This is a genomic window from Sphingobacterium faecium (assembly GCF_003054045.1).
Taxonomy (GTDB): Bacteria; Bacteroidota; Bacteroidia; order Sphingobacteriales; family Sphingobacteriaceae; genus Sphingobacterium; species Sphingobacterium faecium.
Map to the genome: position 1 here is coordinate 481,527 of NZ_QBKH01000004.1, position 23,800 is coordinate 505,326.

At 34.0% G+C, this 23,800-nt stretch carries 19 protein-coding genes; 11 read left to right on the forward strand and 8 right to left on the reverse strand.

Translation table 11 applies throughout. The annotated features are described in order from the left end of the window. The first annotated feature begins 14 nt into the window (after positions 1-14). From C8N37_RS13730 to C8N37_RS13745, 4 genes are all read left to right on the forward strand, one after another. The gene (locus C8N37_RS13730) at positions 15-479 is read left to right on the forward strand and encodes a gliding motility lipoprotein GldH (protein ID WP_108159407.1); all 465 of its coding nucleotides are present in this window, start codon (positions 15-17) and stop codon (positions 477-479) included. A gap of 2 nt (positions 480-481) precedes the next feature. Further along, positions 482-1,537, forward strand: coding sequence for a tetraacyldisaccharide 4'-kinase (gene lpxK / locus C8N37_RS13735; RefSeq protein WP_108159408.1), 1,056 nt, complete (start codon positions 482-484; stop codon positions 1,535-1,537). Positions 1,538-1,630: 93 nt separating this feature from the next. Continuing rightward, positions 1,631-2,011 carry a hypothetical protein gene (locus tag C8N37_RS13740; RefSeq protein ID WP_146171073.1) on the forward strand — a complete coding sequence of 127 codons (381 nt, stop codon included), beginning with the start codon at positions 1,631-1,633 and terminating at the stop codon, positions 2,009-2,011. A 193-nt stretch (positions 2,012-2,204) separates the two neighbouring features. After that, entirely contained in the window at positions 2,205-2,618 is a 414-nt protein-coding gene (locus C8N37_RS13745) for a hypothetical protein (RefSeq protein ID WP_108159410.1), read from the forward strand. Between the two features lie 94 nt (positions 2,619-2,712). Here the strand turns inward: C8N37_RS13745 and dnaA are convergent, their stop codons facing one another. Both dnaA and dxs read right to left on the reverse strand, forming a co-directional pair. After that, positions 2,713-4,137, reverse strand: a complete 1,425-nt coding sequence (gene dnaA, locus C8N37_RS13750; protein WP_038695013.1) for a chromosomal replication initiator protein DnaA — start codon at positions 4,135-4,137, stop codon at positions 2,713-2,715. Positions 4,138-4,571: 434 nt separating this feature from the next. Further along, positions 4,572-6,500, reverse strand: a complete 1,929-nt coding sequence (gene dxs / locus C8N37_RS13755) for a 1-deoxy-D-xylulose-5-phosphate synthase (protein WP_108159411.1) — start codon at positions 6,498-6,500, stop codon at positions 4,572-4,574. A gap of 167 nt (positions 6,501-6,667) precedes the next feature. Between dxs and C8N37_RS13760 the strand changes: the two genes are divergently transcribed. After that, on the forward strand, positions 6,668-7,459 hold the full coding sequence (locus tag C8N37_RS13760) for a segregation and condensation protein A (protein WP_108159412.1): 792 nt from the start codon (positions 6,668-6,670) through the stop codon (positions 7,457-7,459). A 55-nt stretch (positions 7,460-7,514) separates the two neighbouring features. On the opposite strand, the gene thiL is transcribed toward C8N37_RS13760, so the two are convergent. Together thiL and nadA are read right to left on the reverse strand one after the other, a co-directional pair. Next, on the reverse strand, positions 7,515-8,561 hold the full coding sequence (gene thiL, locus C8N37_RS13765; RefSeq protein WP_108159413.1) for a thiamine-phosphate kinase: 1,047 nt from the start codon (positions 8,559-8,561) through the stop codon (positions 7,515-7,517). A 19-nt stretch (positions 8,562-8,580) separates the two neighbouring features. Beyond that, positions 8,581-9,576, reverse strand: a complete 996-nt coding sequence (gene nadA / locus C8N37_RS13770) for a quinolinate synthase NadA (RefSeq protein ID WP_108159414.1) — start codon at positions 9,574-9,576, stop codon at positions 8,581-8,583. A 1,913-nt stretch (positions 9,577-11,489) separates the two neighbouring features. Between nadA and nadB the strand changes: the two genes are divergently transcribed. Both nadB and C8N37_RS13780 read left to right on the forward strand, forming a co-directional pair. Then, positions 11,490-13,082, forward strand: a complete 1,593-nt coding sequence (gene nadB / locus C8N37_RS13775) for an L-aspartate oxidase (RefSeq protein WP_108159415.1) — start codon at positions 11,490-11,492, stop codon at positions 13,080-13,082. A 6-nt stretch (positions 13,083-13,088) separates the two neighbouring features. Then, positions 13,089-13,598 carry a gamma carbonic anhydrase family protein gene (locus C8N37_RS13780; RefSeq protein ID WP_108159416.1) on the forward strand — a complete coding sequence of 170 codons (510 nt, stop codon included), beginning with the start codon at positions 13,089-13,091 and terminating at the stop codon, positions 13,596-13,598. Here the strand turns inward: C8N37_RS13780 and C8N37_RS13785 are convergent. The 4 genes from C8N37_RS13785 to apaG form a co-directional block, all read right to left on the reverse strand. Beyond that, positions 13,595-15,169: an Ig-like domain-containing domain gene (locus C8N37_RS13785; RefSeq protein ID WP_244914432.1), complete on the reverse strand. Its 1,575-nt coding sequence runs from the start codon at positions 15,167-15,169 to the stop codon at positions 13,595-13,597. The two genes, C8N37_RS13780 and C8N37_RS13785, sit on opposite strands and share 4 nt — an antisense overlap. A gap of 186 nt (positions 15,170-15,355) precedes the next feature. Beyond that, complete coding sequence (mnmG, locus tag C8N37_RS13790) at positions 15,356-17,215, reverse strand: tRNA uridine-5-carboxymethylaminomethyl(34) synthesis enzyme MnmG (RefSeq protein ID WP_108159418.1); 1,860 nt, start codon at positions 17,213-17,215, stop codon at positions 15,356-15,358. 98 nt (positions 17,216-17,313) lie between these two features. Then, the gene (locus C8N37_RS13795; RefSeq protein WP_108159419.1) at positions 17,314-19,173 is read right to left on the reverse strand and encodes an ABC-F family ATP-binding cassette domain-containing protein; all 1,860 of its coding nucleotides are present in this window, start codon (positions 19,171-19,173) and stop codon (positions 17,314-17,316) included. Positions 19,174-19,628: 455 nt separating this feature from the next. Beyond that, positions 19,629-20,015: a Co2+/Mg2+ efflux protein ApaG gene (apaG, locus tag C8N37_RS13800; RefSeq protein WP_045754833.1), complete on the reverse strand. Its 387-nt coding sequence runs from the start codon at positions 20,013-20,015 to the stop codon at positions 19,629-19,631. Between the two features lie 126 nt (positions 20,016-20,141). Here apaG and C8N37_RS13805 point away from each other — a divergent pair, with 126 nt between their 5' ends. The 4 genes from C8N37_RS13805 to C8N37_RS13820 all read left to right on the forward strand — a co-directional run bounded on the left by C8N37_RS13805 (position 20,142) and on the right by C8N37_RS13820 (position 23,750). Next, positions 20,142-20,849, forward strand: coding sequence for an SAM-dependent methyltransferase (locus C8N37_RS13805; protein WP_108159420.1), 708 nt, complete (start codon positions 20,142-20,144; stop codon positions 20,847-20,849). A 558-nt stretch (positions 20,850-21,407) separates the two neighbouring features. Continuing rightward, positions 21,408-21,908 (forward strand): hypothetical protein, encoded by a 501-nt coding sequence (locus tag C8N37_RS13810; protein ID WP_108159421.1) that lies wholly within the window; start codon positions 21,408-21,410, stop codon positions 21,906-21,908. Continuing rightward, positions 21,898-22,998, forward strand: coding sequence for a Nif3-like dinuclear metal center hexameric protein (locus C8N37_RS13815; protein WP_108159422.1), 1,101 nt, complete (start codon positions 21,898-21,900; stop codon positions 22,996-22,998). Before C8N37_RS13810 ends, C8N37_RS13815 begins: the two co-directional genes overlap by 11 nt. After that, positions 22,998-23,750 (forward strand): zinc ribbon domain-containing protein, encoded by a 753-nt coding sequence (locus C8N37_RS13820; protein WP_108159423.1) that lies wholly within the window; start codon positions 22,998-23,000, stop codon positions 23,748-23,750. Before C8N37_RS13815 ends, C8N37_RS13820 begins: the two co-directional genes overlap by 1 nt. Positions 23,751-23,800 lie beyond the last annotated feature (50 nt).

The window sequence follows — 23,800 nt, forward strand, 5'->3', positions numbered from 1 at the left end:
ATACTTAAATAAGCATGAAAACATATACTTTTCTAATTGGTTGTATCCTATTATCTCTATTTGTGTCATGTGATTCCAATACAATTATTGATGAAAATGTAAGTATTCCTAAAAAAGCATGGGATCATACTAATAAACCAACCTTTAAAGTTCATATTACAGATATTTCTAAAAAGTATAATATGTGGTTAAATGTTCGACATACTGCAAATTATCCCTATGCTAATCTTTTTATTTTGGTATATGAGAAAGGCCCTCATACAAAGGAATATATTTTTAGAAAAGAGCTTAAATTAGCGCAATTAGATGGTAAATGGACTGGTAAGAGTGCTGGATCTCTCTATACCCAACAAAGTCTTATCCACAAAGATTATGTATTTCCTGATACTGGAGTATATCACTTCACTATTGAACAAAACATGCGTGACAATCCATTAATGGAAATTTCTGATGTAGGCTTGAATATTATAGGTCATTGATCATGAAGATTTTTCGTTTACTTTTATTTCCGTTCTCCATACTGTATGGGATGGTGATCTGGATTAGAAATAGATTATTTGATCTGCAGGTACTGAAATCTAAGTCTTATTCCATTCCAACGATTGTGGTCGGAAATCTGGCTATTGGAGGAACAGGGAAAAGTCCAATGACCGAATTTATCGTCAAACTCCTTCAAAATAAACTTCAGGTCGCTACTTTAAGCCGAGGATATGGTCGCAAAACTAAAGGCTTTAAATATGTTGAGGTATCATCAATGGTTGATGAAGTTGGTGACGAACCACTACAATTTAAAAATAAATTTCCAGACCTTACAGTAGCTGTTTGTGAAGATAGATGTTTTGGTGTGGAAACATTAATGAATAACCATGATGTCATCGTATTGGATGATGCTTTTCAACATCGCAAATTAAAACCCAAATTTTCGATCCTTTTATTTGAGTTCACCTCTTGTCTGCATCCTATGTTTGTATTGCCTATGGGTAATTTTAGAGACCTTTCAGGAGAATCCAGCAGGGCTAACATCATCGTGGTCACTAAAACACCATCTGATGCTACTCCAAAAGAAAAGGAGCTCATCAAAAAAAACTTAAGTAAAAAAAGTGGGATTACAGCGATCCTCTTTACTTCTATTGTGTATGGCAATGCTATTCCTATTACCAAACCATTAATTGAAATAAGCAGCACTACAGCCGTTTTATTAATCACTGGCATAGCTAACCCACAACCGTTAATAAAATACCTTAAACCTCTTGTAAAGTGTATTGAGCACCTTTCCTATTCCGATCACTATGCTTTTAAAACAAGTGATATTTTACTATTTAAACAAAGATTCGAACAAATAGCAAATGACACTAAAATAATCTTAACAACAGAAAAAGATGCACAACGACTTCGTCATCCCAAATTTTTAAATCTCTTACGAGACATTCCTGTTGCGTACATTCCTATAGAAATTGCTTTTGAAGATGAGCATAAACAACTATCATTTGAAAAAGAAATTATATCTATCTGTGACAGAAGTGTTAATGAATCTTAAATTTTAATAATTCTTAAACTTTGCTATTTAGTTTTTGTCTTCTTATTAGTTGTCGTTAAGTAGATGACAGCATAGGTAACTAATAAAAAAGATATGAAAAATTTAAAATCAGGTTTATTTGGCATATTGATGCTTCTTGCTACGGCAACAATAGCACAAGAAAAACAAGGTAATGGTGGATGGCAAAGGACACCTGAAGATCAAGCTAAAAATACCGTAGAACGATTAGATAAACAGTTAAAACTATCCCAAAGCCAAAAAGACTCCATCTATGTATATGCGCTAGATCTATCTAAAAAACAGCAAGAGCTATTCAAAAGTACGGATGACCGCAAAGCAGCATTTGAAAAGATTCAACCTATACGACTGAACACAGACGCAAAAATTAAATCGTTTTTAACTCCTGAACAAAGCAAATCCTATGACATCCTACAAAAGGAAATGCAAGAACGGAGACAGCAAAGACAAAAATAGCAGGTATTAGAGGAGAAGGGTTGGGCATATCGTCGAACCCTTTTTTGTTTTTATTAACTGTAAATGAGTTAGTTATTAATTATATTTTGTTAAAAATTTGTTAAAGTAACATATTTGATACAATAAGTGAGAGGGATTGAGAGTTTTAGTTGTAGAATTTAGTTATTGAATATTACATTAAAACATAGCAATCATGAAAAAATTATTTTTAACAGGAATCGGATTCTTCTTAGCATTGACTTTAACATTTGCACAACAAGTTACTCCAGAAGAACATGCTACTCAGGTAACAACCGAATTGACTCAAAAATTAAGTTTGACAGATGAGCAAAAAACTGCGGCTTACACCATTACTTTAGATCAAGCAAAAGCTGAATTTGCTTTACTGGGAGACACCAATGCAACTAAAGAAGTTTTGGTAGAACAAATCAATAAATTGCAAGCTGAGGCTGATGTAAAAGTTGATGCACTATTGACTGAAGATCAAAAAGAATTATTCAAAAAGGTAGTGGCAGAAAGACCTGCTAAGGTAATACCTGAAGTAGTTCCTCAACCAGTCAAAGAAGAAAAGAAAGAGAATACTGAAGAAACAAATAAGACACCATAATCATTAAGAACTTGTTCATAAACATTATCCATTTGGATAAAAAAAGGGATTCTAAATTAGAATCCCTTTTTTATTTGCTATGTAATAAGTGATATTAAGCTTTGAGTTTCTTCATGATATCATTTACATATGTTTTAAATTTCTTGTCTGTCTCGATTAAGTCTTCTACGGTCTGACATGCATAGATTACTGTCGAGTGATCTCTTCCTCCAAAGAATGAACCGATCGTTTTTAAGGATGATTTGGTATGGTTCTTAGCCAAATACATGGATATCTGCCTTGCCTGTACAATTTCTCTTTTACGGACTTTGGATTTAACCATTTCAACAGGAACTTCAAAATACTCACAAACAAGTTTTTGAATGAATTCCATCGATATTTCTTTATGGGTGTTCTTAACAAAATTCTTAAGCATTGATTTAGCTAAATTTAAATCAATCTCTTTTTTGTTTAATGTTGATTGTGCTAATAAAGAAACCATGGCACCTTCTAACTCACGAACACTATTGTCAATCTGATTAGCCACATACTCGACTACATTTTCAGGTAATTCAATACCATCAGAATACATTTTCTTTTTCAAAATTGCCATTCTTGTTTCCAAATCGGGAATTTGAATATCCGCAGATAAACCCCATTTGAAACGGCTCAATAAACGTTCTTCTAATCCTGCTAAATCTTTAGGAGCTTTATCAGATGTTAAGATGACTTGTTTTCCAGACTGATGTAAATGATTGAAAATATGGAAGAATATATCCTGAGTTTTCTCTTTACCAGCAAAATTATGTACATCATCCATGATGATAACATCCATTGCTTGATAAAAATTCACAAAGTCGTTAATCGTATTATTTTTTAATGAGTCTACAAATTGTTGACAAAACTTTTCACAAGAAACATAGATAACCAATTTATCCGGTAAGTTTCTTTTGATTTCATTTCCAATGGCTTGCGCTAAGTGTGTTTTTCCTAATCCTACTGCACCATATATCATCAATGGATTGAATGATGTACCTCCCGGTTTATTTGCTACAGCAAAGCCCGCAGATCGTGCTAGACGATTACACTCCCCCTCAATGAAATTATCAAAAGTATAATTCTGATTCAATTGTGGGTCAACTTGTAATTTTTTTAGTCCAGGAATCACAAATGGATTTTTGATATCCTTATTTAAAGATACAGGTACAGGAATAGATTGTTTCTTACCTTCTGCTCCATTGCCGTTAGATGGGATATTAGTCGTGTATGGAATAGATGCTGAAGACTTCTCCACTACAATATTGTATTCCAACCTACCTTGCTCACCTAAGAACTTTTTTACTGTCTTACGCAAGATGCCAACATAGTGTTCTTCCAACCACTCGTAAAAAAATAAACTAGGTACTTGAATAGTCAAAACGTCACCCTCCAAACGTACTGCTTTCACAGGCTCAAACCAGGTTTTAAAACTTTGCGCTGGTATATTGTCTTTGATTATTGCAAGACAATTATTCCAAACACTTGTACTCGTTTTTTCCATTCTAAAATTCTTAATAAGTTGATTTCCAATAAGCGACCAAAAAAATGTTGATAACTTTCTCTTAAGACGAAGATGACAAAAAAAAATCAGCTAAAAAACTAAAATTTAAAATTAATTTAAATTCATTATTAATCAGACACTTATGTTAAAAAATTCACTTTTTTTAACAAAAAATTTAGCCTAATTTTTTTTTATTAACATTCCAAATTTTTTATTACTTTTTTCTTTTTTCTGTAGTTTTTGGTCTATTTTTTACTCCATAATTCCTTCGGATCACTGGCTAATTAAGCAAAGATTGAATCAAGTTAAATCAATAGAATTGTTACCATGTATGTAACGACGTTTATAATAAGGAATCTTCCTAAAGTTAAACAAAAAAAGAGGAATCATAATATTATAATTCCTCTTTTATATTTTTTTATAGTACGAAGAACCTAGCTCACCATAGAGTCCGTCTTTATACCTTTTGCCAGCTTTCGACATTCTGTTACAATTGCTTCGGAATCATAATAGGCCATGTTCCACTGATTCTTCTGCTCGGCATGTTCGATGATCGTATCTGGAATACCTAATCGCACGACTTTACTGGTATACCGATGATCTGCCATAAATTCTAAAACAGCAGATCCGATCCCACCCTGCAGACAACCATCTTCTACCGTTATAATATGTTCAAATTTCTGAAAGACTTTATGTAACAGCTCTTCATCCAAAGGCTTAGCAAATCTTAAATCATAATGTGCAGGATGTATTCCTTCTTCTGACAATTTTAAAATCGCTTTGCTTGCTTCGTTACCGATGGCTCCAAATGTTAAAATGGCAACAGATTCACCCTCTTGAATCAATCTTCCTTTACCAATTTCAATTTCTTTGAAAGGTTTTTTCCAATCTACCATTACACCATTACCTCTCGGATAGCGGATAACAAAAGGACCTTTATCCTCCAATTGGGCAGTATACATCAAATTGCGCAACTCTTCCTCGTTCATGGGTGCAGAAACTGTCATATTGGGGATACATCGCATAAAAGCAATATCGTAAGCGCCGTGGTGCGTAGGACCATCTGCTCCTACTACTCCCGCACGATCCAAACAAAAAACAACGTTTAAATTTTGCAAGGCAACATCATGTATCACCTGATCAAATGCACGTTGCATAAAAGATGAATAGATATTACAGAAAGGCATGAGTCCTTGAGTTGCTAATCCAGCACTAAAGGTGACCGCATGCTGCTCGGCTATCCCAACATCAAATGAACGATCAGGAAAAGCTTTCATCATAATATTCATCGATGAGCCAGAAGGCATAGCAGGTGTAATGCCTACTATTTTAGCATTGGTTTCGGCCAATTCGACCAACGTATTACCAAATACATCTTGATATTTTGGTGCAGTTGGTTTATCCTGGATAGATTTTTTGATCTCACCTGTAATTTTATCAAATAAACCTGGTGCATGCCATGTGGTTTGATCCTTTTCTGCTAAAGCATATCCTTTTCCTTTAACCGTTACACAATGTAACAACTTGGGTCCAGGAATATGTCTAAGATCTTCTAATGTCTTAGCAAGCTTTTTGACATCATGACCATCAACAGGTCCAAAATATCTAAAATTTAAAGATTCAAATAAATTAGCATTCTTAAGCAAAGTTCCTTTTATGCTTTTTTCAAGCTTTTTAACCGCTCCTAAAGCATTAGGTCCCATTTCCGATATCTTAGATAGCACAGAAGCGATATCATCTCTAAAACGATTATAACGTTTGGAGGTTGTGATACTTGTTAAATACTCTTTCAATGCCCCAACATTGGGGTCAATAGACATACAGTTATCATTGAGAATAACCAAGAGATTTGATTTCTCGATCCCTGCATGGTTTAAAGCCTCAAACGCCATACCACCGGTCATAGCTCCATCCCCAATAATAGCAATATGTTGGCGGTCTTTTTCCCCTTTTATCTGAGATGCTACTGCCATTCCCAATGCTGCAGATATAGATGTAGACGAATGCCCTACACCAAATGCATCATATATGGATTCACCCCTTTTTGGAAATCCGGATATACCGTTAACAATTCTATTCGTATGAAAAGAATCTCTACGTCCTGTCAAGATCTTATGACCATAGGCTTGATGACCTACATCCCATATCAATTGATCATAGGGAGTATTCATGACATAATGTAATGCCACCGTCAATTCAACAACGCCCAAACTAGCTGCAAAGTGACCACCATTAACAGAAACTAAATCAATGATATATTGACGCAATTCCTGACTAACTTGCTCTAATTGGTCTTCCTTGAGTTTTTTAAGATCAGAGGGATCATTGATTTTACTTAATAAATCTCCAGCATCAAACTGCATAGTATTGCTAATTACTTTAAAATATGGATACAAAATAACAATTTATTTATCATAACTTGGGTATTAATAATACTTTTTGTCCTAGAATACTCAACAGTTGTAGAAGCTTTTAGTTTTAATAGTTAGAAATAAAAATGTTTGTATAATTATGTAATTTTGTTTTCGATATGCAAGTAGAAGAAGGATACGAAATAAAATTACCCCAGTTTGAAGGTCCCTTTGACCTCCTCTTATTTTTTATTGAAAGAGATGAATTGAATATTCATGAAATACCTATTTCCAAAATAACGGATGATTTTCTGTCCTACGTCAATCAGCTACAGGCTTTGGATATGGAGATGGCTAGTGAATTTATTTTTGTTGCTTCTACCTTAATGCGCATTAAAGCAAAAATGCTTCTCCCACGACCTGAATTGGATGATGATGAAAATGAAATTGATCCTAAGGAAGATTTGATTCAAAAATTGATTTTATACAAACAGTTTAAAGATACCTGTGAAGATTTAAAATTATTGGAAGATGAACGCTTCAAACTGTACAAACGAGGCAATATCAATTATGATATTAAATTGGCAAGACCTGTATCAAATCCTGGAGAAGAATTAAATAGTTTTGATTTATATAAATTGATGATGGTCTATGAACGTCTGATGTTTCAGTATAAAAACAGACCTCAAGAAGTCAAGCATACAGTCATAAGACATCCCTATACCATAGAGCAACAGAAAAAAGCGATTGCTGATCTTATAGAAATAAACAACCAATTGGATTTTCAATACATTCTTAGAAATTCTGAAAATAAAGTACAATTCGTATATAACTTCTTAGCGATACTCGAAATGTTGCAGCAAAAATTATTACAAATTGAAGTGGGTCTTGGTTACAATGAGTTCAGTATCCGAAAACGAAATGAAGATGAATTTGATTTCATAGATCTGGAGGAAGAATTAGCGGTTTAATAAAAGAGGAGATCTTGATCAAGATCTCCTCTTTTATTAAAATTCAATTTTATGATTAATCTTTAAAAGCATTCCAGCCTTGAGCGGTGATAGGATAAACTTTTCCTGATTTAGCAATCATTTGGCATCCTTCGCTCGGTTGTGTAATATGACCAATAATCGTAATATCCATGGATCCTTTTATTTTATCATAATCGGATTGTGGTATGGTAAATAACAATTCATAATCTTCACCACCATTGAGCGCACAAACTGTTGGATCAAGTCCAAATTCTCGTGCTGTTTCGTAAGTCATCGAATCCAACGGTATTTTTTCTTCATACAATTTACAACCTTTGTCCGAAGCCTCACAAATATGGATGATCTCCGAAGCTAGCCCATCCGATACATCGATCATCGCATTGGGTTTTACTCCGATCTCAGCAAGTAACTCGACAATATCTCTTCTAGCCTCAGGTTTCAATTGACGCTCAACAATATAATCTTTACCTTCCAAGTCAGGCTGTATATTAGGGTTCTCTAGGAAGATATTTTTTTCGCGCTCTAATAACTGTAGCCCTACATAAGCACCGCCTAGATCGCCTGAAACGCAGAGTAAATCTCCTTCTTGTGCTCCCGATCGATAAGCGATCTGATCTTCATCAGCAAAACCAATACTCGTTACAGAAATGACTAATCCTTGTACAGATGCAGAAGTATCTCCTCCGATCAGATCGACATTGTATTTTTTACAAGCAATCAATGCGCCCTGATAAATTTCTTCTACAGCTTCTAATGGGAATTTTGAAGATAGACCTATTGAAAATGTAATCTGTGAAGCCTTTCCATTCATGGCATAGATATCACTCAAATTGACTTGAACAGCTTTATAGCCTAAATGCTTTAACGGTACATAACGTAAATCAAAATGGATCCCTTCCAGTAACAGATCTGTTGATATTAAAGTTTTCTTATTCGAAAAATCTAAAACAGCAGCATCATCTCCAATTCCTTTAATCGTACTTGGTTCATTGATTTCGACAGCTTTAGTTAAATAAGAAATTAAACCAAACTCACCCAATTCACCTAAATTTGTTCTTTCTGTATTATCAAATTCTAACATATCTGTCTTTATTTTACTATTATAATCCCAATTGAGCGGATATTTCCAACATACGCTCAATAGGACGTTGTGCACGGGCGATCACAGATTCATCTAATGTGATTTCGGGGCTTTCATATTTTAAGCAATTATAAAGCTTCTCCAGTGTATTCAATTTCATATGCGGACAATCGTTACAAGCACAAGCGTTATTAGGAGGCGCAGGAATGAAAGTTTTGCCTGGACTAGCCTTTTGCATCTGATGGATAATTCCCGACTCTGTAGCGACGATGTAGGTGTTAGCTGGGTCATTGATTGTAAACTTCAACATGCCCGAGGTAGAACCAACATAATCGGCAGTAGCTAAAATATGATCCTCACATTCTGGATGTGCTATGAATTTCGCTTCCGGATGCTCTGCTCTTAAACGATCTATTTTATCTTGAGAAAATATTTCATGCACCATACATGCACCATTCCACAAAACAAGATCTCTTCCTGTTTTCTTTTTCACATATGCCCCTAGATTGCGATCTGGACCAAAAATGATCTTTTGATCTAAAGGAAGGCTTTCTACAATTTCTACAGCATTACTCGAAGTACATACAATATCTGAAAGCGCTTTCAATTCAGCTGTACAGTTGACATAGGTAATGACCAAATGATCGGGGTACTGTTCTTTAAACTTGGCAAATAGATGCGGCGGACATGAATCCGATAATGAACAACCAGCTTTTGCATCAGGTAGCAACACTTTTTTTGTTGGAGAAAGTATCTTCGCTGTTTCGGCCATAAAGTGTACACCGGCAAAGACAATCATATCAGCATCAGTTTTTGCAGCCTCTTGCGATAGTCCAAGACTATCACCAATGTAGTCAGCAATATCTTGTATCTCTGCTTCCTGATAATAATGTGCTAAAATAACGGCGTTTTTTTCTTGTTTTAGACGCTTGATCTCTTGTATGAGATCTAAGCTAGGATCAATGGGAGCATCAATATATCCCTTAGCCTCCATATCGTAATTTACTAAATCCATTAATTCTTCTTCTTAATTTGATTTACACTACAAAATTAAGAATACTTATTCAATAAATCTTTGTATTCAAAAATGATGTTTATAAATCCGATCGTAACTTACTGATAGTTAAAAATAGAATATTCATATTCAGCTAATTAACACACTTATCAACATTTCAATAAGCATGTATTTTACCCCATGTTAATAACCGCCTATTTTTAATCAAAAGATACAATGTAAATAAATGATTATAAGTGAATTAACATAGTTATCAACATTTCGTAAAAGGTGAATTTTAATACCTTCTAAAACTGTTAAAACACGCTATTCATGCTCGATGACAGTTAAATATTTAAGACAGTTATCCACATCATTTAAAATATCGAATTGTAAAGGGCTCAAATTTGAATTTAAAGGCTCTTAGAATCGAATATTTGAAAATATTAGTTTATGATTTTCAAATATTGAAATATTAATCGTTGTTAATAACAGATCCGCACCTATAGAAAGTAGCGAGGACATCAAAGAATAAGTGATAAAAAGTTATAAAATCTAATTTTTTAAAATTATACCTCCAAATCAATAGCACAAAGCTAAACTATTTTGATGCGATACAAATAAATTATTCGAAAAGTTATAAACAAAACTTTCAAATATTTAAATGTAAGCGACTTAAATTTTGATTTAAAGGCCGTATAAAATCGATAAAAACGGGATCGATGGATAAAATTTTAAAATTAAGATCCTAACCGAACTTAAATTTAAAATTTTAAAGCTTGAAGTAAATTATGAAGGATTGATAAATAAAATAATTTGGACATAAAATTCATTTTATCAATCATAAAAATAGTATTGAAAAGGATTTTAAAAATTTTAACCAGGAGATTTTGGTCGATCCAAAAAATCAATTAAAGTTCCTAACAAGGTCATTAAATGCCAAATGAAATTTAAAAATTCATTTATCGAACTGTAGAGGCTACAAATTCAGTATTAAAGGCATTGAGAATTGAATAAATCAAATTTTTTCTTAAAAATATCCAGTTATTGAATTGTAAGGAAGCTTATTTCAGTATATGAATGCTACTCACATGATCTTTATGATTAAAATGTTGAAAATAAACTGGATTAGAATAATTCAAAAAAAATTTAAAAATAAATATTTTAAAATATTCATATCTGACGGCCTTTATTCCAGGATAAAGGTTTGATCAAAACAAATTTCAAAACAGTATTTAAAAGTTAAGGGCTTTAAATTAAAAAATTAAATTTTCAAAAACGTAAATATCGCAGTATAAACCAGTCAAATAGCATTATAAGCCGTTTTTAACGGCATTATATCTCAGGAAAAAAAATAAAATAATATTTATCGCATTCTAAAAGGGTTTAAAATAACATTTATGAAAAATAAAGCCCCTGAGAATTGAATATTTGATTTTTGTTTCAATACTCAACCAACAATCAAATTCTCAAAGCCTCAAATTCAACTTGACAAAACTAAACAAAGAAAATCAAACGTATTCCACATTCTTTTTTTTTAATAAATAATAATCTTTTTTATATAAAAAGGTCTTATTGTTTATTAGTGTGTGGAAAATGGGGATAAAACAGTGAATTATTATTTTGATATGAAGATTTTATAAAGTTATTAACAATTTATTCACAATAAATTCATTTTAATCGCCTGATTTTTAATACTGTGATTTTTCGTTGATTTTATTTTCAATAAAAAAATGTGAATTGTTTGTGTGTTAATTTATGTGGATAAAGAGACGATTTTGTGCTAATAACTTTTAGAAATTTTGTTAGAAATAGGAGATATCAACATTAAAAAAAAAGTTATCATTTTTATTTAACCTTTTATTTACACGTTTTCCACATTTTTTGTTAATTTGAATAGTCAAAATGTGCTGGTCACATGCTAATTTTATTTTATGTCAGAAAGAAAGGTAGATTTCCTTGTAATTGGGTCTGGAATCGCGGGTTTAAGTTTTGCTTTAAAAGCGGCAGATCATGGTAAAGTATTGATTGTCACGAAGTCTAACGAGGATGAATCAAATACAAAATATGCGCAAGGAGGAGTAGCGGCAGTTGTGGATAAGTCTGATAGCTTTGAACAGCATATTGTTGATACTCAGATAGCTGGAGATGGATTATGTGATGTTGAAATTGTGGAAAACGTAGTGCGCGAAGCTCCGGAGCGTATCAATGAATTGATTTCGTATGGAACATCATTTGATAAATCTGATGCAGGCGTATATGATCTGGCAAAGGAGGGAGGGCACTCAGCTCATCGTATTTTACATTATAAAGATATTACCGGATATGAGATCGAAAGATCTTTACTGCAGAAAATTCATGAACATCCAAATATTGAAATGCTAACCCATTATTTTGCTATCGACCTGATCACACAGCATCATTTGGGTGAATTTGTTGATAAACAAAGAGAAGATATCAAATGTTATGGGATCTATGCTTTTAACACCAATACGCATCAAGTTGATAAGATATTAAGTAAAATTACGGTGATGGCATCGGGTGGTGCTGGACATATCTATGCGAGTACGACCAATCCAACCATAGCAACAGGCGATGGAATTGCGATGGTATATCGGGCAAAAGGGAAGGTGCGAAATATGGAATTTATGCAGTTTCATCCTACATCTTTATATAATCCAAGTGACTCGCCAGCCTTTTTGGTTTCGGAAGCAGTTCGTGGTTTTGGTGGTATTTTAAGACGTGTGAATGGTGAAGATTTCATGAAAGAATATGATGAGCGAGCATCACTAGCACCTCGGGATATAGTGGCAAGAGCAATCGATTCGGAGATGAAAAAATCGGGTATTGACTACGTTTATTTGGATATTACGCATCGAGAAAAGGCAGATATTATTAAACATTTTCCAAATATTTATGAAAAATGTCTATCAATAGGATTGGATATGAGTAAAGATTTTATTCCGGTTACACCTGCTGCCCACTATTTATGTGGTGGTATTTATGTGGATGACTATGGTAGAAGCAGCATAAGAAATCTGTATGCTTGTGGTGAATGTTCATCAACAGGTCTGCATGGTGCAAATCGGTTAGCATCCAATTCATTGCTAGAAGCTTTGGTATATGCACATCGTATCTATTTGGATTCGTCCAAAGCGGTATCGGATGCTGACTATGCGGTAGGCGTACCAGAATGGGATGATTCAAAAGCAAAGCTATCTAATGAAGATATTTTGGTCACACATAATTTGAGAGAATGTCAAAAAGTAATGAGTGATTATGTGGGAATTGTGAGATCTGATTTCAGATTAGAACGTGCACTTAATCGACTGCATTTATTGTACGGCGAGACAGAAGATTTTTACAGGCATACTAAATTGTCGGTTAAATTATGTGAATTGAGGAATGTAATACAGGTCGCATTTATTGTTACCAAGTCAGCCTTGCTGCGTAAAGAAAGTAGGGGACTTCATTTTACAACAGATTATCCGCATCATGCGGATACTTTAAAAGATACTATATTTTAGAACGATATGGCTTGTATATTACCAGTTAAGGGAATAAGTCCCAAGTATAAAGACAATTGCTTTATAGCGCCCAATTGTACGATTGTTGGTGATGTGGAGTTAGGTGAGCATTGTTCGGTATGGTTTAATGCGGTGATCAGAGGTGATGTCAATTTTATTCGTATTGGTGATTATACCAATATACAGGATGGAGTTGTCATTCACTGTACTTATCAAAAGGCTGGAACCACGATAGGTAATTATGTCAATATTGGTCATCAAGCTATGGTACATGGCTGTATTGTACATGATCATGTCCTGATCGGTATGGGGGCAATTGTAATGGATAATGCCGTAGTGGAAAGTCATGTAATTATTGCGGCAGGTGCAGTTGTATTGGAAAATACGATATGTGAATCGGGCCACTTATACGCAGGTGTGCCTGCTAAAAAAATAAAAGCGATAACTGAAGAACAAAGATTGATGTTACAACAGTTACCGCATAATTACGTTTTATATAGTTCCTGGTTTGACTAATTTATGTCATTCAGTTCTTGTAAACTGAACGTTTCATTTTGCTCCCAGTTTGCTCGTATTGTAAAGGTTTTGTTGAGATAAACAAGGGGTTCTGGTTGGGTCAATTTATAAACTTCTCCAGGATCCCAGATACCATTTTTGTTATCATCACGAATGATTCTTATCGTATATTTTCCTCCGGGAAACTCTTTATAACCTAATTTTCCGGTGGCATTATTTAAGATATCTCGTCGATATACTTTCTCCTTCTTTTCATCTATGAGTTCCACAATGTATTGTTTAGTGCTATCTATTGATGTAAAAGTAAACGTGATGTCACCATAATTATCGCTATCATCATAGGTAAGCGATAGCTTATGTTCCTTATTTTTTTCGCCAAAATAACCTTGCATAGCACCTTCTTCTAGTATGATTTGATAGTTCTTTTGCTTCCTCCAATTGTATCGAATATGGTAAATGTTGGCTACTGTACTATCCAACTGAAGTTGAAAATTGGTCTTCGATATACTGTCTTCTGTAAACTTAATTTTACTCTTATCGATGGTTTTAATAGGTGTAAGCGATGACAATGTCAGATGTTTGACACGGTCTACTTTTCCTGTTGAAGGCGATGTAATGGGTACAATAGACCGATCTAATTTGAGGTTGGTTTTTTTAATTAATATGGTATCCAGTACCGAATTACTTTCGGATAGTACAAATTTAAGCGAGTCTTTTTCTAAATTGCTGATATAGATGAAAGCAGAATCCTGCTTCTGTGAATAATTTACAATCTTAGTTTTATCGTTTTCTTCATCATTTAATAGGATAAGTTTGGGCTGTGTAACACCTCTATTAAATACTAAATGTATGCGACCTGTATTTTCAATTTTTTTATCGAGTACTCTAAATTTTGTTGGTGTCCCTTTGGATATTTGGAGATTGATATTACTAAGGTCTTTATCCAATACAATCGAATCCTTTAAAAATCCGATTAATTCATCAGGATTATTGTAGATACGGTCATTATTGGTTTCTTTTAATGCATAGATACGATAGGTGTTTGCTCTTAGATTACTGATTTTAAAATTACCTACAGTATCTGTTTGCGCAAAAATATTAGCTTTCTTTTTGCCAAAGATAGAATCTTGGCTTATTGGAATTAATAGTACCCTGACTTCTTTTTCCTTCTCTTTAGTCAATGCATTGGTTACATTACCAGATATCGATAATGAATCAATTTGATCTCCTGTAGCAAATACATAACTGTAATTGATGATCGGATTACTGGCATTATAATCGACAAGGCCTTTACCAAAATTGATGGTATAGGTGGTATTTTGCTCTAGCGAATCCGGTAACGTAATTTCCAGTATTTTCTTCTTTACTTTAAATTGTGGTAGCCTATCCATATCTGGAGAAATACTGATTTCCTTCTGCTGGTTGTTCAATTTGATATACTCATCCAACGTAATGCTTATTTTTTTCTCTTTAAAATTTTTAGAAAAATTGGCGGGAAATTCATTGAGCACAACAGGTGCTATCGAATCTTTTGGTCCCCCTGTGGGCTGTTTAATGCTGGCACATTGCACGGTGAGCAAAATCAGACTGGAAAACAAGCTTAAAAGCACTAACCTTGTTATTAAGGTGCTTTTAATGCTTTTTAAGCTTGTTTTATTTATTTTTGAATGTAGACTCATAAATGAAATAATAATACTTTATATCGCTTTATTTTACATTATTAATATTTTAACCACAAATAATTAATAATCAGTGTGTTATGACATGTGTACCATTAAAACACTGATATCCGATGGTGATACTCCTGATATTCTGGAAGCTTGACCTAGTGTTCTTGGTTTTACTTGAGCTAACTTTTGTCGCGCTTCTATAGATAATGAAACTAAAGATGAATAATCAAACTCTGGATTGATTTCACGATCCTCCATTTTTTTCATGCGATTAACAATCTCCATTTCTTTCTCAAAGTAGCTTTCATATTTGACCTTAATTTCCGCTTGCTCTATGGTCTCTTTGTCAAATTGGTTTAAGTATGATCCAAAATCTACATCCCCTTTTGCAAGATCATTAATATTGATTTGCGGTCTTCCCAATAGATTGACAAGTTTCGTTTTTTGAGAAATCAGGCTTGATCCTACTTCTTCAAGTATCGGATTCATTTTGTCTACTGTAGTTGAATTCTGTTTTAGATACTGAATAATGTTATCTGAGTTTTTGATTTTCTCATTCACTTTATTCAATCGTTCCTCTCCTACTAATCCAAGTTTGTGTGCTATTGGTGTAAGTCTAATATCAGCATTGTCTTGTCTTAATAGTAAACGGTGCTCAGCACGTGAAGTAAACATACGATAAGGTTCATCAGTTCCTTTCGTCACTAAATCATCAATAAGTACGCCGATGTAAGATTCAGATCTTTTTAAGATTAATTCCTTATCATCATTGATTCGTTGATGTGCATTGATACCTGCTATGAATCCTTGTGCGGCTGCTTCTTCATATCCAGTAGTCCCATTGATCTGCCCTGCAAAAAAGAGATGCTTTACAATAAGAGTTTCCAATGTTAGATCGAGTTGCATCGGTGGAAAGAAATCATACTCGATGGCATACCCAGGTCTGTACATTTTCGCATTTTCAAATCCTGGAATTAGTCTTAGCGCTTTTTGCTGTACATCTTCTGGCAATGAAGTAGAGAAACCATTTACGTAAATCTCGACAGTATTCCATCCCTCTGGTTCGACAAAGATCTGGTGTCTTTCGCGTTCTGCAAATCGGTTGATTTTATCTTCTATGGATGGACAGTAACGTGGACCTAAACCTTTAATTCTCCCTGTAAACATGGGCGACCTTTCGAATCCAGTCTTCAACATTTCATGTACTTTGTCATTAGTATAGGTGATCCAGCAACAACGTTGCTCTGTTGGTAAGGGTACATCAGTATAGGAAAATTTACCCCTATTATCATCACCCCATTGTTCTTCCATGAGTGCATAATTTAGACTGCGTCCATCGATTCTTGGAGGTGTACCGGTTTTCATTCTTCCCGATTCAAAACCTAATGATACCAATTGTTCTGTCAAACCTGTAGCAGCCTTCTCTCCTGTTCTACCGCCACCGAATTTCTTTTCTCCAATATGGATCACGCCATTTAGGAAAGTACCATTTGTCAAAACTACTGCATCAGCTTCTATTTCTATACCCAGAGAAGTAATGACGCCACACGCTTTACCATTTTTCACGATGACTTCTTTTACGGTATCTTGCCACATATCTAATGTGGGCAGTGCTTCCAATTGAAGTCTCCATTCTTCAGCAAAACGAATACGGTCATTTTGTGTTCTTGGGCTCCACATCGCTGGACCTTTTGACAGGTTCAACATTCTAAATTGAATAGTTGATTTATCTGCAATGATACCTGTATATCCACCCATCGCATCGATCTCTCTCACGATTTGTCCTTTTGCTACTCCACCTATTGCAGGGTTACAACTCATTTGAGCAATAACGCCCATATTCATGGTGATGAGAAGTACAGATGAACCTAAGTTTGCTGCTGCGGCAGCGGCCTCGCAGCCAGCATGACCAGCACCTACTACGACAACGTTATATTTTTTAAACATCTTATTTTATTTCAAAGTTCCACGTGAAACGTGAGAATCGACTATTCTATTTTTTTATTTTTTCCTATACGTTTCACGTGAAACGTATAGGACCTGTATTACATTAAATCCGCAAGATGCATCCATCTTTCTGATTTTGCATCTATATTATTCTGTATGTTTTCTATTTCTGATGCTATGTTAGAAAGTTCTACATGGTCTACCGTCTCCAGTAACAATTTATTCTTTGCTACTAGCGCGGCTTCTAGCTCTTGTATTTCTTTCTCTAATTTATCGTACTCCAATTGCTCTTTATACGAAAGCTTTTTCTTCTCCTCTTTTACTACTTCTTTCTTTTGAACTGGAATATCTTTTTTCTGCTTTTGATCTTTTAGTAATTGATCTTGTTCAGTTTTATAATCTGCATAGTTACCATTGTAGATGTCAATTTTCCCCTCACCTTCAAAGATGAACAATTGCTCTGTTAATTTGTCTAAGAGATACCTATCGTGAGATACTAAAATAAGTACTCCACTATAGTTCATTAGAAAATCTTCCAGTACATTTAAGGTATCGATATCAAGATCATTAGAAGGCTCATCCAGTATAAGAAAGTTTGGGTTCAACATCAAGACACGCATCAGTTGTAAACGCTTACGTTCGCCCCCACTTAGTTTATTGACAAACCCAAATTGCTTTTCGGGTGGAAATAAAAAGTGTGTTAATAATTGTGAAGCAGTGATCACTTCACCGTTGGCCATTTTAATATACTCGGCTACATTTTTAACCACATCTAATACGCGATCTCCTTCATTGACTTCCAAACCTCCCTGTTTGTAATAACCATAAACCGTAGTTTCTCCTACCGAAATATGACCACTAGTCGCATTTTCAATTTGGGTGATTAGATTTAGAAAAGTAGATTTACCAGTACCATTTTTTCCAGCCAAACCAATACGATCTCCTTTTTTGAAAACATATGAAAAATCACTAATGATTACTTTATCCCCATAGTTTTTAGAGATGTGCTCCAATTCTAAAATCTTTGACCCTTGTCGGCTGATCTTCATACTCAACTGAACAGAATCATTTGCTTTCTGAGCTTTTGATTTATCTTCAAGTTCGTAATATGCATCTATCCTTGATTTGGATTTGGTACCACGTGCTTTTGGTTGTCTTCTCATCCATTCCAATTCGCGACGTAAGAGATTTCTACTACGCTCAACCATCACGGCATCGATGGCTTCACGGTCGGACTTCTTTTCTAAGAAATAAGAATAATTACCTTTATAAGTAAACAGCTTGCCCCTATCCAATTCTCTAATTTCGGTACAGATATTATCCAAAAAGTATCTATCGTGTGTCACCAATAGCACTGTTTTATTTCCTGTTGTCAACAGTTTTTCTAACCATTCGATCGTTTCGATATCCAAATGATTGGTAGGCTCATCTAGAATATATACATCTGGCTCATCGATTAAAAGCTTAGCAAGTGCAAGTCGTTTACGTTGACCCCCTGAAAGACTTTTGATATCTTGATGAAAATCGACAATGTTAAGTCTATTTAAAATAGTCTTGATATTATATTCGTATTCCCAAGCATTTAATGTTGTGATCTTCTCTGTAAGTTCTTCCAATTTGTTCTGATCAATTTCTGGCATAGCCAAAAGCTCTTCGTAATCTCTGATCAGTCGTTGTTCTTCGTTGTCCGTGGAATAAATAAAATCGTTAATAGAAGTCAGTCCATCGTACTTTGGATCTTGATCCAAAAAACCGATTTTAATTCCTTTTTCTTTAACAACTTTTCCGGAGGTAGGTTCTAATTTGCCACCTAATATGGAGAGAAGGGTTGATTTTCCTGTTCCGTTGATTCCTACTAAGGCTACTCGATCCCCTTTAAGAAGTCCAAAATGTAAATCTTTAAAAAGCCATCTGTCATGAAATGAATGACTTACTTGTTCAGTTGCTAATATACTCACGTTAATTTCCTAATTTTCTTTGTTCAATAATTTTGCATACAAAATCTATATACTTGATTATCAGTATATTGACATTGAAATATAATCATACAGATACCTCTGTATGAAAAAAGTTATATATATATCCTCCAATATTCAAAAATACGAAGGGGGTAATAAATTATATGCAATAGTTAGCTTTATTGCTAACGTTATTATTTTATAAAGAGTAAATGATAAAACATCATTCAATTAAGAATTTTGGTACGTTGATCTCCTAACAACTGTATGCCTGACTATCCTGATATTGATTATCCATTGAAAAATAGGTAATGCAGAATACAGGCATTTATCGATTTGATTATTTATCATTAATCAAATCGATAAATGTACCATGCAAAAGTAAGTAATTTCCGCCTTTTTGTATGTAATCTTATGAGAAGATGTATAGAAGATGAAATGCAGGTGATATTGACCTAGTTCAATACATAGTTTGCGATCAAGTTGAATCTTGGTATATCCACCTTAAAGGTAGTTTCGTCTATCAATTTAACCATATTATAATGTCCTTCCATATAACCCATTTCACTTTTTAAATTGCAGCCAGATGTATACTGATGCATTTGTCCAGGTTCGATAATGGGTTGCTCACCAACAATACCATCTCCGTACACTTCATTATGATCTCCGATTGAATCGAAAATATTCCAATAGCGACTTATGAGCTGAATACTGTAATCACTTAAGTTTTCTATACTTATTTGATAAGCAAACATAAAATGATCTCTTTCTGGATTTGAATATTCGGGTTGAAAAATGCATTCAACCGAAATCTTTATTCCTTCTGTAATTTGAGTCGTCATATGAGTAATTTCTGCTTTGCAACTAAGTTACTAATAATGAGATTAAATACTCAAGAAATAAGAAGGTTTTACATTAAATTGAAAAACCATATCTGATATGGTGGACATTTTAGTAGGTTTGTAAATATGGAAAAAGGCACTTTATTTTTAATTCCAGTTCCACTTAGTGAACAAGCTTCGGCCAAATCATACACTTCTTATTTAGTGGAAACGATCAATAGCTTGGATGAATATATTGTGGAGAATGAAAAAACTGCACGTAAGTTTTTAAAACAAGCAGGCTTGAAAATTCCTCAGCAAGATTTGATAATATATGACTATGGTAAGCATGCTAGAGAAAAAGGAAATATTAAGGATTTCTTTACAGGTTTATTATCCGGTAAAAATGTAGGCTTGATGTCTGAAGCTGGCTGTCCTGGTGTTGCGGATCCTGGTGCTGATATTGTAGCAGAAGCTCACCGGATTGGTATTAAGGTCGTACCTTTGGTAGGGCCAAGTTCTATTTTGCTGGCGTTAATGTCTTCCGGATTTAGTGGTCAAAAATTTGCTTTTCAGGGTTATTTACCAATTGATAAGACTGATCGTACTAAAAGAATAAAGGAATTGGAACTTCAGGCATCAAAAGAAAATCAGACACAAATTTTTATTGAAACCCCGTTTCGAAATAATCAGTTACTGGCTGAGCTTTTGAAAACATGTAAGGGACAGACGAAACTGTGCATAGCATGTGATCTAACTGATGAACATGAATTTATTAAAACGATGACTGTGGAGCAGTGGAAAAAAAGATCAGATGATTTTCATAAAAGACCAGCTATTTTTTTAATGTATTAAGGGAAGCTCTCCCCTACCCTATTAGCATAATAAAGCACCTGATGTATAATAAAGTTGTTTTAATGGATTTTAATAGGTTTTCAAATAGTAAGTAAGTACTTATTTACCTCTGGTTTTCCACCATCAATGTGCTATACAGGTATTGAGTTTGCTTTTCAAATTAAAGCTGATTATTTTTATTGAGCTAAATTGGAATTTTATTGTTTAAAATATAATATTGATTATGAGGGAGATACTTATCTCTATATCGATATTCGTTTTAGTTTTTACTACAAAACTAACAGTATTTCAGATAAATGATTTTTTAATGATTCCTATTCACTGCCCCACCCTATATAGACAATGATGGATTATATTACGTTAGAAAAGGAAAATTGATTACTGATACCTATATGTTGACTATATATAGAGATGATCCAGGTAAGGATAATTTTATTTTTTCTTTGAACGAGACATGAAAAATAAAATTAATGTGATAGAAATAGCAACAGATCATAATCCACAGATAAAGAAATTAAAAGAATTGGTATATTTACTGCATCACGAGAACTAGTATAGATGAATCAAGCAGAATTACAAGAACAGCTCTTGAAAGAAATTTCAAAACCTGAGTTTATTTATACTGCAATTGCAGTTTTTGCCGTTCGTATTATTATTTGGTTATTTTTTGCCAATACGATGCGAAAAACATTAAAATTGGTTGCGACAGAAAACCAATGTATAAAACCCAATCAAGTATTTGGTGTGGCCATTCCGTTATTTAATATATATTGGAATTTTGAAGTAGCAAAGCGTTTAAGGGATTCTTTGATCAATGAATTTTTCGATCGTAAAATTGCTATTGATGAAGCGCCAACTTATAAAAAAGGATCACTCTATGGATGGATATACTTGGCAACTAATATACCTTTACCTGGCTTTATTTCTATTATTGCGGTAATTTTTCATTTTGTCACTTTGATTAATTATTGGGTGGATATCAATAATTATAAACGTATATTAGAGCAGCACAATACTTTTAGATCACAAGAAGAATTAGAAAAAGAACATGAAGATTAAGGAAGTTACCGCTTATTTGGAACAGATAGCTCCATTAGATTTGCAGGAGTCATATGACAATTCCGGTTTAATCGTGGGAGATCCCAATCAAGAAATTTCGAAAATATTAATTTCTTTGGATTGTACTGAAGCCGTTGTTGCAGATGCAATTGCAAAAGGATGTAATTTAATTATTTCCCATCACCCCATAGTCTTTAAGGGGTTGAAAAGATTTAATGGAAATAATTATGTCGAGCGCACCGTTATTAAAGCAATTCAACACGATATTGCTTTATATGCGATTCATACGAATTTGGATAATGTAACAGGAGGAGTTAATTCTAAGATTGCTTCCTTATTATCGCTTCAAAATCAAGCTATTTTAGAGCCAAAATCAAATCTTTTATATAAACTTGTCGTATATGTTCCGAGAAGCCATGTTGAATCGGTGAGGGAAGCGCTTTTTGAAGCAGGTGCCGGTCAGGTTGGGGCTAAATATGATCAATGTAGCTTTAACACTGCTGGTTATGGTACATTCAGACCTTTGGAAGATGCACAACCCGCCATTGGTGAAATAGGTCTTCAGGAGCGTGTTGAGGAGACGCGTATTGAGGTGGTCTATACTAAAGCTATCGAAAGAAAAGTATTGTTGGCGATGTATGAAGCACATCCTTACGAAGAGGTTGCTTATGATACACTAAAATTGGAAAATAAAAATCAAGAAGTTGGAGCAGGTGTTATCGGAAATTTAGAAAATCCGATATCGGAGTTAGATTTTTTGGCCTATTTAAAAAATAAATTAAATCTTGATGTCATTAGACATACCGCTTTACAGGGTAAAGCTGTTTCGCGCGTTGCTGTGTGTGGTGGTGCCGGTGGTTTTTTGTTAAATGCGGCTAAGCGTTCAGGAGCTGATTTTTTTGTAACCGCGGATTATAAATATCATGAGTTTTTTGATGCAGAAAATCAAATTGTGATTGCAGATATTGGTCATTATGAAAGCGAACAATTTACGCAAGAATTATTGTTCGATATAATTACAGAAAAATTTCCTAACTTTGCAGTCCTAATAACAGAAGTAGATACAAATCCTATAAAACACTATTGTTGATGGAACAAACCGTAGAACAAAAATTGAAAGCATTATGGTTATTACAGGCCATACATACTAAAGTAGATAAAATTCGCCAAATTAGAGGAGAATTACCTATCGAGGTTGCAGATCTTGAAGATGAAATTGCGGGCTTAGAAACACGTATCGAAAAGATCAGAACAGACTTAGATGAGTTAGAAGATTCGATCGTTAAGCGTAAAAACATGATTAAAGACGCTCAATTGGCTATCAAAAAATATGAAAGCCAACTGAACGAAGTAAAAAATAATCGTGAATATGATGCTATTTCGAAAGAAATTGAAATTCAAGGATTAGAAATACAAGTTTGTGAGAAAAGAATTAAAGAATTCGAATTCGAGATTCGTAATAAAACAGAAAACTACGATACTACAGTATCTAATTTAGATTATAGTAAAGGTGAGTTAGAAGGTAAAAAGAAAGAATTGGAAACAATTACTTCTGAAACTCAAAAAGACGAAGATGATTTGTTAGCTAAAGCTGAAAAAGCAGAAGAAAACATTGATGAGCGTTTGAATAAAGTATATTACCGTTTACGTAATTCATTTAAAAATGGTCTAGCAGTTGTTTCTATCGACCGCGATAGCTGTTCAGGTTGTCATAATAAGATTCCTGCACAATTGCAATCAGAAATTCGTCAACGCAAAAAAATCATTATCTGTGAGCACTGTGGACGTGTCTTAGTAGATGAAGGTGTTGTTTTGGAAATAGAACAAGATTACGGGTTTTAGTAGCCCATACATATCGATATTGAAGCCCCTTTTGAAAAATTGGGGCTTTT